This is a genomic window from Brevibacillus laterosporus, assembly GCF_030489605.1.
GTDB lineage: Bacteria > Bacillota > Bacilli > Brevibacillales > Brevibacillaceae > Brevibacillus_B > Brevibacillus_B laterosporus_E.
In genome coordinates, this window is record NZ_JAUKFY010000012.1 from 85,272 (window position 1) to 98,576 (window position 13,305).

General features: G+C 45.9%; 9 protein-coding genes. 5 read left to right on the plus strand and 4 right to left on the minus strand.

Translation table 11 applies throughout. The annotated features are described in order from the left end of the window. From QZ995_RS14355 to QZ995_RS14365, 3 genes are all read right to left on the minus strand, one after another. Nucleotides 1-2,997, minus strand: a complete 2,997-nt coding sequence (locus QZ995_RS14355; RefSeq protein WP_301808092.1) for a salicylate synthase — start codon at nt 2,995-2,997, stop codon at nt 1-3. A 505-nt stretch (nt 2,998-3,502) separates the two neighbouring features. Next, on the minus strand, nt 3,503-4,321 hold the full coding sequence (locus QZ995_RS14360) for a thioesterase II family protein (RefSeq protein ID WP_301808094.1): 819 nt from the start codon (nt 4,319-4,321) through the stop codon (nt 3,503-3,505). Between the two features lie 260 nt (nt 4,322-4,581). Next, nucleotides 4,582-4,794, minus strand: coding sequence for a hypothetical protein (locus tag QZ995_RS14365; protein WP_301808097.1), 213 nt, complete (start codon nt 4,792-4,794; stop codon nt 4,582-4,584). Nucleotides 4,795-5,084: 290 nt separating this feature from the next. On the opposite strand from QZ995_RS14365, the gene QZ995_RS14370 reads away from it, so the two are divergent. From QZ995_RS14370 to QZ995_RS14390, 5 genes are read left to right on the plus strand one after another with little or no spacing between them, the layout of a single operon-like run. Further along, on the plus strand, nt 5,085-5,687 hold the full coding sequence (locus QZ995_RS14370) for an MptD family putative ECF transporter S component (protein ID WP_301808100.1): 603 nt from the start codon (nt 5,085-5,087) through the stop codon (nt 5,685-5,687). Further along, entirely contained in the window at nt 5,684-6,364 is a 681-nt protein-coding gene (locus QZ995_RS14375; protein ID WP_301808215.1) for an energy-coupling factor transporter transmembrane component T family protein, read from the plus strand. The genes QZ995_RS14370 and QZ995_RS14375 overlap by 4 nt, the downstream gene beginning before the upstream one ends. Continuing rightward, nucleotides 6,361-7,806, plus strand: coding sequence for an ABC transporter ATP-binding protein (locus QZ995_RS14380; RefSeq protein WP_301808101.1), 1,446 nt, complete (start codon nt 6,361-6,363; stop codon nt 7,804-7,806). Before QZ995_RS14375 ends, QZ995_RS14380 begins: the two co-directional genes overlap by 4 nt. Continuing rightward, nucleotides 7,796-9,607 carry an ABC transporter ATP-binding protein gene (locus tag QZ995_RS14385; RefSeq protein ID WP_301808104.1) on the plus strand — a complete coding sequence of 604 codons (1,812 nt, stop codon included), beginning with the start codon at nt 7,796-7,798 and terminating at the stop codon, nt 9,605-9,607. Before QZ995_RS14380 ends, QZ995_RS14385 begins: the two co-directional genes overlap by 11 nt. Next, nucleotides 9,565-11,346, plus strand: coding sequence for an ABC transporter ATP-binding protein (locus QZ995_RS14390; protein WP_301808218.1), 1,782 nt, complete (start codon nt 9,565-9,567; stop codon nt 11,344-11,346). Before QZ995_RS14385 ends, QZ995_RS14390 begins: the two co-directional genes overlap by 43 nt. 196 nt (nt 11,347-11,542) lie before the next feature. Here the strand turns inward: QZ995_RS14390 and QZ995_RS14395 are convergent, their stop codons facing one another. After that, on the minus strand, nt 11,543-13,285 hold the full coding sequence (locus QZ995_RS14395) for a methyl-accepting chemotaxis protein (RefSeq protein ID WP_301808106.1): 1,743 nt from the start codon (nt 13,283-13,285) through the stop codon (nt 11,543-11,545). Between the last annotated feature and the right edge of the window lie 20 nt (nt 13,286-13,305).

Sequence of the window (13,305 nt, forward strand, 5' to 3'; positions counted from 1 at the left end):
CTATACTGGTTTTACTTTTTCTGCTTCACGGCTGGATACAACCAGCTGCCTGGAAAAACTGCTCAATTTTTCACGTGTTTCTTCCAGCTCTCTGGTTGGTAAAGACATCTCTACCACGCCTGCTCCGGCATGCAGCCATGCACTGTTGTTTTGTTGATAGATTGTTCGCAGCACCAGAGCAGAGTCCATTGCACCATCGCTGTCAAAGGTCATGACGCAGCCGCTGTAGAGATTTCTCGGCTCAGACTCAAGTCTGCCTATGGCATCAATTGATTCTTTTTTTGGAATTCCGGAAGCAGTGACGGCAGGGAACAGTGCGCGGAACGCATCCCATGAATTGAACTCAGGCTTTATTTTCCCTTTCAATCTTGAAGCAATATGCTGAACGGTTCCCCGGCTGGCAACAGACATGAAATCACTCAAGAAGATCGTCGTAGAATCGCAGACACTTTTTAGCTCTTCAAAGGCAAGCTTGACAGATACCGCATGTTCCGCAATCTCCTTAGGATCATTCAAAAGCTCTGCCTTAAGCTTGTCCCCCTCGTCCTCGTTGCTTCCACGCGACCGCGTTCCTGCAAGCGGGAAGGTACTTACCCATCCATTGCTATCAACCTCAACCACCGTTTCCGGACTAAAGCCAACCGCATGCAAACCATCGAGGCTAAGCAAAAAGGAACGAGCAGGGGTGTTGACTCTTCTGCCTGCGATATAACTAGCCACCATATCAAGCTCTTGATGAATCGGAATTTTTCTAGATAGGATCACCTTGTGGTATTTGCGTTCCTTAATCTCTCGAACAGCCTCCGCTACCCCTTGCATATAGGCTTCAGCACCATACGTATTAACCTCAGGAACATTCAATTTTTGACTGACTACTCTTTGCACAAGAGCATTTTTGTCATCATCGAGTCCATTCTCTCGAAGCTTTCGCAGTAAATCAGCGAATTCATTTCGTTTTTCTTCACGTAGTGCTCTTAACAGAATAGAGCCTTTGGTAAAGCGCATCTCCACCTCTGGAATAAACAGCTTAACAAGGCAACCGGCTTCAGGCTGTAATGGCAGATTCTGATAATAGCGGGCCATTCCAAAGTTAACGGTTCCATAGGCACGCCAGTTTTTTAGCGGTATAGAAGCAAATGCTTTGTCAATTGTTGCGCTTAGCAGGTTATTTTCAAAACGGATTGTTTGGTTGTTATAGGTTAGGGTTGTATGTTGCTCGTCTACGGTTAGAAGAGCATGAATCCCCATCCCCAACGACAGCTCGTCTCCGTTTTCATAAAGCAGATAGTTTTCATAAAGACCTTGCTCGACAATTTGTGAAGCTGCCAAATGAACGTCTCCCTCAAAAGCAAATGTTTCCTCCAGATAGGAGACCTCGCACGTCGTCGTTGCATTGCTCTTTGGTGCTGTCGCTAATTCTTTGAGCTTGGCTTTATTCACTTTACCGACGCTAGTAAGCGGCCAGTAATCGATGAATTCAATTTGATCGGGCATTTTATAACGCGCCACTCCCTTTTCATGGAAAAAGGCATGAATATCTGCAAGGGTGATTTCCTGATTGTCAGTAATGACATAAGCGCAGCTTTTTTCACCAAGCGTTGGGTCTGGCAGGGTAATCAGAGCGGCATCCTTGATATCTGGATGCATACGCAGGTACGCCTCTACTTCAGCAGGCATGATTTTTTCGCCTGCCCGGTTGATTTGCTCCTTGATTCGTCCCCCGATCTGGAAATTTCCCTCCGGTGTGATCCTTGCCTTGTCGCCAGAACGATAAAAGCCATCGGGAGTAAAGCTCTCGCGGTTCTGCTCTGGAGCTCTGTAGTACCCGCTTATTGTATAGGGTCCTCGAACGATAAGTTCCCCATAAGCACCTGTCTCAACGTCATTTCCGTATTCATCAACAATTCGAACCTCATCCGCATCGGAGAGTGGACGGCCCTGGGAACTGGTGATGACCGACTCTGGATCATCAAGGGATGTGCAGCAGATGAGACCCTCTGCCATTCCAAATACCTGTTGGAGCTTACATTTCATTTCATGAATGATGCGCTTCGCGAGATTTTCATCCAGCATGGAGCCGCCTACCTGCAGAACTTCAAGGCTTGAGAGATCGTTGGAGGTATCCCATTCCAGCACTTCAAGCCATACATGGACAATAGAAGGTACAAGGGCAGTGATGGTCACCCGCTCTTTTTCAATAAGGGGAAAAGCTTCATCGCAGCTTGTTGTTTGACACAACACGACTTTGCCTCCAGCAGACAATGTGCCAAGGATACCGGGGCAACAAAGAGGAAAGTTATGCGCAATTGGTAAAACGGCAAGATAGACGCTCTGCGGAGTCAGCTTGCAGCGCGTTGCGGCTGCTTTTGCATTGTATGTGTAATCGGCATGGGTTCTTGGAATGAGCTTTGGAGTACCGGTCGTTCCACCGGATAAGAGCAACAGAGCTGTGTCCTTGTATGAAGGCACATCCAGCTCTGCTGGTGCCCCGCTGATATCAGCAAGATTGATGCCGATGTCACTTTCTCCATCGGTCATGACAAATTTGACGGACGGATGCTTTTTAACCAATTGTTGCGCCATTTTGGTGTAGTCAAAGCCAAGAAACGTAGTTGGAATTATATAAGCAACCGGTTTGGCGAGTGTAAAAATTCCGTCTAGTTCAGCTTCTCTATGAGCAGGTAAGACCAATATCGGCAAAGCACCAATGCGAAAGAGAGCAAAGCATGTGAGTACGAAGGAAATCCGATTCGGAAGCTGTACAGCCACATTGTCCCCTTTCTTGATTCCCATCTGAATGAAACCAGAAGCTAGCTCATCAACCTGACTGTCAAGCTCTTTGTAGGTGAGTCTGCTATCTCCTTCCACTAGTGCTTCTCGATTCTGGTATTGTTGTGCCCATATGCGCAATTGCTGCCCAAGCGTTTTTGGCTCCCACAATCCGAGTTGTTCGTATTTTTTTGCAGTATCCTCAAACCATTCTGTAGTCGCTTTCATTATGTCCTCCTCTTGAATACCTGCGGGTCAATCAATATGCACCCAAAGCGGGATTACGCAGGGTACTGTCAATCTGGTTGCCTGATCGTGATGGTTTGTCTAACAATACGATATTGATAATGATAATCATTGTCAATAGTTTCAGCCATAAATTTTCTTGATATTGGTAATAAACGCCGAGTTCCCTTCCAATTTCTCACTTTTCCTTCGTTTCATTCCGCCAGGTTTTCTGGCTTACATTTCATGATCGCAGTGCATTTGTATTACCAGAGTACTGAGAAGATTCCTTCAACAACAATTGAACACTCCTTCAGTCGGGCTGCATGTGCTAGCACTCCGGACAAAAAGCCACCACTATGCGAACAAGATGGGCGAAAGCAGTTCGTACACTCTCCTGTATCCCGCTTCTATGGCTGTTGCCTTCTTGCGTATACCCGATCTGCTGAAAAAATGTTAGCTGTGATTCCTGCCATTTCGTTATTCACAATGTTGAAAAAATGGCGCCTTATTTCCCTAGCTGAACCGATTGATCCCCATCCATTAGCTGTCCCTTCTTGGAAGCGTTAAGTTCTTTTTGGTGTGAAATGATTTTTGTAACGGATTGCAAAAGCCTCTCCTTTTTTGTTGTCAAAAAGAAATGATCCCCTTCAATCATCTCAAGCGTAAAATCAGAGCCGGTATGCCCCTCCCAAGCTTCCATCTCCTCTCGATTCGCCTCCGTGTCCTCAGTCCCGCAAAATGCGGAAATCGGGCATTTGAGGAGCGCTTCCTCTGCATACACGTACGTTTCGTCTACAGCAAAGTCTGCTCGCAATACCGGGAGAAACAGGTTCATAAGCTCCCTGTTTTGCAAAATTGCCTCGGGAGTACCGGAAAAACGGCCCAGTTCACTGACAAACTCATCGTCAGGCAAATGATGCAAAGGATGTGGCTCCGGTATGTGCGGAGCTCGGCTTCCTGAAACAATCAGGCGGCAAGGCTGGAGCTTCCATTTTCTGCGAACAGCACGTGCAAGCTCAAAAGCAATTCGCGCTCCTAAGCTATGACCAAAAAAGAGAAACGGGCGATCCAAATACGGATAAATTGCCTGAGAAATTGCTTCCACTAGCGTCTCCATGTCACATAAAGCCTGTTCCCCAATCCTGTTCTCCCTTCCTGGAAGCTGGATAGGGTACACCCCCATATCCCGGGGCAGCGCATTTGCCCAGCCTCGGTAAGCTGATGCCCCTCCTCCTGCATAGGGCAAGCAGAAAAGACGCATCATGTCTTTCGCTTCAGGATGAGAAATCAGCCATGGAGTGGCTGCTTGATCAGTTTCCAACATAACTCCCCCATTCTTTCCATCAGTCGAGTCGGGCGCTAAGCTCCACCATGCCTATTGACAAGCTTTTTTAGAAGCGTCATTGGAATCTGTGCTACATCGACCTTCGACCATAGTGGATATGAATATTCATTTGATAATGATTATCATAATCATATTAACGCCAAATTTACAAAATCTGCATTTGATCTATTTTTTGTAAATTTACCTAGTTTTCCTCCCATTATCTCGTCCTAGGTCCATCAGATTGACTTTTTTGCAGATTATGCCAGTTTCTTAGCAATGACAGTCGATTGTCGCCAAGCATGATCGGGTGAAAAAGGCGTCATTTCTTCATCTTCTCTCTTCTTGCTGATGGCTCGACTATCGTCTCCTTTTTCTAAATTCCAGTTTCTGGAGTCCAAATTTTGGGGATTGATCAAGAAATACGAAGAAACATCGAGATATCTGGCGAAAATAGCAGGAATATCTGCCAAAATATAGGCTTTTCCGCTTTGACGATGATTCTCATTATCAATATTGTAATTCTATACCAGTAACATTACGTTTTACGTGAGACTGGCTACATAACCGCTTCACTAGCATTTCTAAAAAAGGGAATAGAGGGGGATTTTACTTGGTTTCAAGGGTACGATTTGAGTTGAAATAAAAGCTCATGTCAACAGATAGGGGGCAAAAGAAAAACAATTCGGCAATACGGGAAATCCTGATCTCCCCGCCTCAGCGGATGCCGATAGACTACATGTAAAAAACAGGAGGATTTAACATGCAAACACAGACAGCAGTCTCTCAAAACAGATGGAAAATGCGTGATTTCATTACACTTGCCATTTTCAATGTGGTGATGCTGATTATTATGACGATTTGTCCAATCTTTACGGTCGTTTCTTATCTGGTTGTAGGAGGAGCCGCTGCACTGTTTAATGGTCCGATTTATATGGTCATGTCCAACAAAATTAACAAACGCGGTGTACTGTTCTTTACGTGCATCATTACAGGCTTGTATTTTGTAGCTTTTGGTTATGCTTATTACCTGCTTACACTAGCTGTAATCGGAATTATCTGCGAATTAATCCTTTGGGGCGGCGCTGCCTATAAGAGCACTGTCCGCAATGCCATTGGATACGCTATTTTTTATGTAGGCTGGTCTCTTTGCGGCGTTGTACCGCTTATTTTCTTCCGCGAGCAATATTTAGCCATTTTGAAGAAAAGCTACTCTCCAGAACAGCTTGAAGCCATGCTTTATTATTTTGATACGCCAAGCATGATTCTGATCATGTGCACAATCTCTGCTATCGGTGGGCTTATTGGTTGCTATATTGGGAATTTGCTGATGAAAAAACATGTGAAAAAGGCAAAGCTGGTATGAGCATTCTTGGTCCCAAAACGCATTTATTGGTGCTGATTTTAACAAGCATCCTCTCCACGCTTGTGAGCAGTTCATTGCAGGCACATTTGATGGTGCTTACTTGCGCACTGTATTTGATTTGCAACAAACAGCCCAGAAAGGCGCTTTTTTTTGTGCTGTCTTATATCGCTCTAATGACGATTTTAACGATTTTGCCAGAAGGTGCAGGAACAATCATTATTATTCTCTATACGTTTGCCAGAACGGTTCCGATGGTCATGATCGGGACGATGCTGATGATTTCGACCCCAAGCAGTATCATGTGCGCCTTTGAACGGTTACACGTCCCAAAAGCTGTGCTTATCATGATCTGCATTCTGAACCGCTTTTTCCCGGTTGTTTGGCTGGAAATGAAAGCAATTCGGAATGGCATCAGGGCCAGAGGCATTTTTCCCCAGTGGTACAGCGCTCTTCTACATCCAGCCATGGCCTACGAGTGCTTTTTTATGCCGCTGATCGTCCGTTGCCTGAAGCTATCGACTGAATTAGCCTCGTCCGCAGAACTGCGGGGCATTGAGTCCGGCTGCGCCAGAACCTCTATCCATCCAGTAGGTTTTCGGGCCATAGACGGCATGGCGGTGGGGCTATATACGCTGATCGGGGCAGCGATTTATTGGACAGGAGGTCTGAATTTGTGATTGAGTTAAACGGCGTCACCTTCCGCTATGAACAGGAAGGCGGCGAAGCCAAGAACGAAACCGGTGTAAAGCAAATCAATTTAGCTGTAAAGGCTGGGCAATGCGTTGTTCTTTGCGGCCGTTCAGGCTGCGGCAAAAGCACGATCATGCGCCTGATCAACGGACTTGCCCCCAGCTTTTATGCTGGAAGCCTCACAGGAGAGGTACATGTTGGCGGAAGAAGTCCTGCCTCCCTTAGTCCAGAGGAACGAACCAGACTAATGGGTGTCGTGTTTCAAGACCCACGTAGTCAGTTTTTCATGGAAACTGTCCGGGACGAGCTGGCGTTTTCAGCCGAAAACCTCGGAGTTTCACCGCAAAAGATTGTGAGCCGAATTGAAAAACATGCGATAGAGCTGGATATCTTTCATTTGCTCGACCGTCCTCTTCATATGCTATCTAGTGGGCAAAAACAGCGGGTGGCCATTGCGGCAGTGTCTGTACTTTCACCGCCGCTTCTGATGCTTGACGAGCCTACTGCCAATCTAGATCATCACTCTACGCAAAATCTCATTGAAATCCTGAGTAGGCTTAAGCAAAACGGCACTACCCTCTTCATCAGCGAGCATCGGTTACACCCGCTCTTGCCTGTTGCCGATCTATTTGTCTGCATGGATAAAGGAAAGATCGCACGAACATGGACGAAAGAAGAATTTTCTCAGCTTTCCTATGAAGAAGTACGTCCATACGGTCTGCGCCACCCTGATATGATTACATGCCTATCGGCAACCAAATCAGCAGAAGTGCCGAAAGCTTTCCCTGCTCTGGAGGCTCGCAAGCTTACCTATCGATACAAAAGAAAAGGCGATGGGATTACAGATGTAGACATCACGCTTTTGAAAGGAGAGGTTACCGCACTGACAGGGGAAAACGGAACGGGAAAAACCACCCTGAGCAAAGTACTATGCGGTCTTCTGCGCCAGCAAAAAGGTGTGATTTTCAGTCAAGGAAGCCGATTATCGGCAAGCCAACGACGCGCCTCCAGCTATCTTGTCATGCAGGATGCCGATTATCAGCTCTATGCAGACAGTGTAGGTAATGAGATTGTTTTAGGCAGACGTGTGGATGATTCGCTTCGTTTAAAGGCCTATGAGGCATTGGATGCCTTTGGCTTGGGAGAGCTTCGGGACCGGCACCCTGCCTCCCTTTCCGGCGGAGAAAAGCAGCGAGTAACCATGGCTGCGGCTTATTGTTCAGATGCGGAATTAATCATACTCGACGAGCCGACCAGCGGACTTGACGGCGACAGCGTACTCAAGGTTGTGGCATGGGTAAAAAAATTAGCGCAGGCTGGCAAAATCGTCGTTATCATTACGCACGACAATATCCTTTCCGAATTAGCCTGCGATCAAGTCATTGAACTGAAGAATCGGCAGAAGGAAGTGGTAACTGTTGAAATTTAAAGAAAAAAAGGGAATTTCAAGGCTAATCGAGCTTGCCGGTGAAAAAAAGTCACTTATGGTGTGGTCAGCAATTCTGTCTACCGTAAGCGTGTTTTTGATGCTGGTTCCGTATCTCTCAATCTACTATGTGATGACTGAGCTTTTAACACATGCTTCTGATATTTCCTCTGTGAACGCCGCGTACATACTCCAGTGGGCTATTTGGGGCATTGCAGGTATGCTACTGGGTTATTTCTTCATGTATGTCGGCGGAATGCTCTCCCACATTGCGGCATTTCGCATCCTATACGGCATTAGAGTTAAGCTGTCGGAGCATATCGGGGCGCTGCCTCTTGGCTACTTTACTAAAAATGCTACAGGTAAAATCAAAAAAATCGTTGAGCTGGATGTGGAAAAAATCGAACTGTTCATCGCCCACCAGCTACCCGACCTAATTAACACGATCGTCATGATCATAGCAATTATTGTCACGATGCTTTCATTGAACATTTGGCTTGCACTGGCTTGCATCATCCCCATGCTGATTGGATTTGCCGCCCAATTCTCCATGATGGCCGGCAAAAAAGCAAAGCAGGGATTGAAGGAATATTTTGACGCGCTGGAAAACATTAATACTTCATCCATCCAGTACGTACGGGGGATGCCCTCTATCAAAATCTTTGGGCAAACCGTTCACTCTTTTCGACAATTCCATGAAGACATGCTGCATTACCGTAATTTCAGTGTGACCTACACAGACAATTTTCAAAACGGCTATGTTTCCTTTAAAGTCATCCTATTATCATTAGCAACCTTCTTTTTGCCTGTCGGACTGTTTTTTATCAGCACAGATCCACATAACATCTCCTTTGCCGCAACATTGCTGTTTTTTCTCGTTTTGTCACCGGGCATTTCCACGCCGATTTTCAAATTAAACAGCTTTGCCTCCACCCTTAACACGATTGTTGAAGGGGTCAACCGCATTGACGGTATGTTCAAGGAAACAACCATAAAAGAGCCTGAAATCGGCAAAAAGCCTTCGTCTTATGACATCGGCTTCCATGAGGTTTCCTTTTCATACGGAGATGAAGGCAGCCCAGAGGTTTTGAAGGGAATCAGCTTTATGGCACCCCAGGGCAAAATCACGGCGTTGGTCGGCCCATCCGGTTCGGGAAAGTCCACTGTCGCCCAGTTAATCCCCCGGTTTTGGGATGTGCGAAAAGGAAGCATCACTATTGGGGGCGCGGATATCCGCGACATGAAAATGAACGAGCTAATGGACACCCTGTCCTTTGTCTTTCAGGATACGTTTCTGTTTTCTGATACACTCTACAATAATATTTTGGCGGGCAGACCAACTGCAACGCAGGAGGAGGTCTATGAGGCAGCTAGGGCAGCGCAATGTCATGAATTTATTGAGCGTTTGCCAAATGGCTACGATACGCTAATTGGCGAGGGCGGTGTTTATCTGTCAGGTGGCGAGGAACAGCGAGTATCTGTGGCAAGAGCCATCCTGAAAAACTCTCCTATTCTTGTACTCGATGAAGCTACCGCTTATGCCGATCCGGAAAATGAATACCAGATGCAGCTTGCGCTACGTGAGCTTATCAAAGACAAAACTGTCTTGATCATTGCCCATCGTTTGACAACTATATGCGAAGCAGATCAGATCATTGTCCTAAAGGAAGGGCAAATTGACGATCTCGGCACCCATAGCGAGCTTCTTGCTCATAATGGTTTATACAAAAGCATGTGGGACGCCTATACATCCTCAGCAGAATGGAAAATCGACATTTCGCAGAAGGAGGAGGAATTCGTGTGATAAGACAACAGCTTTACAACATTACGGCGGGTGAACCAAAGAAAATAGGGAAGCCCATCCTTTGGGCTGTTTTGGCCAACCTAGTCAATATATTTCCGTTCGGATGTCTGGCCGCAGCGGTCAGTATGATTTATGCCTACTATTCGACAGGACAATCATCTTTGAATATGCAAACCCTCTGGCTCATATGGGGGGGCATGCTGTTTTTCCTTGTCCTTGCGTTTCTATGCGAACGGATGTCTTACCGTTCCACCTACCGCAGTGCGTACGAATCCTCTGCTGAAGGACGGACACAGCTGGCAGAGCATATGCGCAAGCTCCCTTTAGGATTCCTTATGAAAAAGGACCCCGGAGAACTCGGCCATATGATGATGAATGATTTTACTCATTTAGAAAATGCCGCGACAAATATCCTGCCTCAGCTTGTAAGCGGTGCGATTATCCCCATTTTGGCCTTCTTTGGTCTGCTTTTTATAGACTGGAGAATGGCGGTAGCGATGCTTGCAGGGTTACCCGTAGCTGTGCTGTTGCTATGGAGTATTTCCGGTCTGGAACGAAAACTTGGCAAGAGTCACTCCGCTGCCAAGATCGGTCAGGCAAATTGTTTGCAGGAATACCTGTTAGGGATGAAAGTAATCAAGGCATACAATCTGCGCGGTGAGAACTTTACAAGATTAAAACAGTCTTTTTACCGTTATATGAAGGAAAGCATTAAGCTGGAGGGTGTGCTAGGGCCATTCTTTTTAGTTGCCATGGCCTTTATGCAAACTGGCGTGTCCTTAATGACCATCGTGGGAGTTTATCTCATATTGGGCGGAGAAATCACAGTGCCGTTGTTTGCCACATTCTTGCTAGTGGGCACCCGTGTTTTTGATCCACTATCGGTTGCTATCATGCGCCTCCCAGCGTTCAAATATGACGCTATGGCTGGAGAACGAATCGTCAGTCTATTAAATGAGCCTGTCATGAAGGGCGAAGCCGAACCACCCGAAGGTCATAACATCCGCTTTGACAGCGTGATTTTTGGCTACGATAAGAACATCGTGCTAGACAATGTTTCTATGGAAATGAAGGAAGGGACGCTTACCGCGATTGTTGGCCCTTCAGGAAGCGGAAAAAGCACATTGCTGCGCCTGATTGCACGATTTTACGACCCTCAGCAAGGGAAAGTGCTGTTTGGCGGTAGCGATGTAAGTGAAATGGACCCGGAAAAGCTGATGAAAAAAATCTCCATGGTATTTCAGGACGTCTACTTGTTCCAGGACACAATCGTCAACAATATCCGCTATGGACGAGAGAACGCTACACAAGCTGAAATTGAGGAAGCTGCTAAAGAAGCTTGCTGCCATGATTTTATCATGAAGCTGCCTCAGGGCTATGACACCATGATCGGGGAAGGCGGATCTACGCTCTCTGGTGGCGAACGTCAGCGCATTTCCATCGCCCGAGCCATACTCAAAAATGCCCCCGTGATCCTGCTTGACGAAGCCACTTCCTCGCTCGATCCTGAAAACGAGGTGGAGATGCAAAGAGCAATCAATCGCCTGATTAAAAAGCGTACTGTCATCATGATCGCTCACCGATTGAAAACCGTGGTCAATGCAGACAAAATCATCGTGCTGGACAAAGGCAAAATCGTCGAAGAGGGGCAGCATGAGGAGCTTATCAAAAACGAGGGGTTGTATGCTAAGCTGTGGGAGCTTCAGACCAAAACGAATGGCTGGAGAATTACGGCCTGATAGATTCCCCCTTGAACCTGTGTGATTGCTTTATTGAAAAGGAAAGAAACACTCTCTCTGAGCCTTTTTAGCAAGATAGAGGCAATCTAGCACCCGCCAGCACATTAAACTGATAACAAAAAAAGCCGCCGAGATTTCTCAGCAGCCGACACCTCCACAACTGTGAAGGTGTTTTTTTATTTTTGGATACCTAGAGTTAATATCTAAAAGTACGAGTAAGCTTTTGCAGCTCTTCAGCCATGGTAGACAGAGAATTTGCCAATGCCGTTACCTCTTCCATCGAAGCAAGCTGTTCCTCTGCCGAAGAAGCAATATTTTGCGAATGATCTGTTGCCTGTTGGGCAATATGAGCCACATTTTCTCCACTGGCTGAAATTTCTTGCAAACTCGCTGATATCTGTTGACTAATGCTAGCCAATTCTTCGATCTGTTGAGAAATGTAGCCCGTTGAAGCAAGAATGTTCTTAAACTTCTGATCCGTATCGTTTGCAATCTCAATCCCCGTCTGAACTTCCTCTTTGACCTTACTCATGGTCTTAATGGATTGAGTCATATCTTGCTGTATCTCTTCTAGTAGCTGCGTAATTTGATTCGAGGACTGCGTGGACTGATCTGCCAGCTTTCTGACCTCTTCGGCAACTACCGCAAAGCCTCTACCATGTTCGCCAGCTCTTGCAGCCTCAATAGCAGCATTTAAAGCTAGTAGATTGGTTTGAGCAGATATATCTGTAATGACACTTAACATTCCGGAAATATCATTTGTACGCTTATCCAGAAGCTTAATCACAGCATCTGATTCATTAACAGATTTATGGATGGAATTCATCTGCTGAACTGTTTTCTGTACGGCTTGTCCACCATCCTCTGCCGTTTCTCTTGTTTCTGTAGATGTCTCTGCAATAGAGGACGAGCTCTCTGCTATTCGCTGCATGCCAACTGAGATTTCCTCAATGGAGCTTGTGGTTTTATAGAGAGCATTTTGTTGCTCCTCAGCACCACTCGCCGCTTCTTGAATAGCAAGCGTAATTTGTTCATTTGCCTTGCTTGTCTCTTCTGCACTAGCTGTTAATTCCTTTGCGGAACCAGCTACTCGTTGTGCTGATAAGTCCACTTCACTAATCAGATGGCGTATATTTTTAATCATGTAATTAAAATCTTTTGCCAAATTTCCTATTTCATCCTTGGAGGTAATCTTCAATCCTTCTATTGTAAGATCACCATCGGCTACCCTGTTCAACTGTTGAGCCACCAAAACAATTGGCTTCGTAAATAGCCTGGAGAAAAAGGTAACAACAATAATCCCAACAATTGTAGAAATAGAAGCAATCAGAGCTATCAAAGTTAAAATGTTATTAGCCCCTTTATTAAACTCGGTAAGATAGGCTCCAGACCCAACAATCCATCCCCAATGCGGCTCTAATTCGACGTAAGACACTTTGGTCTCGACCTCGTCAGAATTGGCAATCTGCCATTTATACCTCACAAATCCGCCGCCGGAAGTTCCCTTTTCAACAAACTCTTTCGCCAATAAAACACCGTCCTGTGTGGTGACATTAGAAAGATCTTGGCCTTCATTGGATGGATTCATGACAGACACAGCTTTCTCATTGATTGCCCAGACATAGCCGGTTTCGCCAGTCGTATACTCCTTGTTGATCGGACGCTTGTTCTCTGAATTTTTTGCACCTAGCAGCTCCTGACGCACCTTTTCCTGAGCTTCTTCTAAGGTTAGCTGTCCTGCCTGAACTCGCTCATTCATTAGATCAATCATGCCAATTACCATTTTCACATTGTTTTGCAGGGCTGCCTCACCTGCCTGATCTAGCTCCTTCTTCGTCGACCCGTAGGTAGTGATTCCAATAAGCAAAGTAGGTACTAGCAAGATTGCTAAGCATAAGATCGTAAGTTTGGCTCTTAATGAAGCAATTTGAATTTTCACAGTCTCTCCTCCTTTAGGAC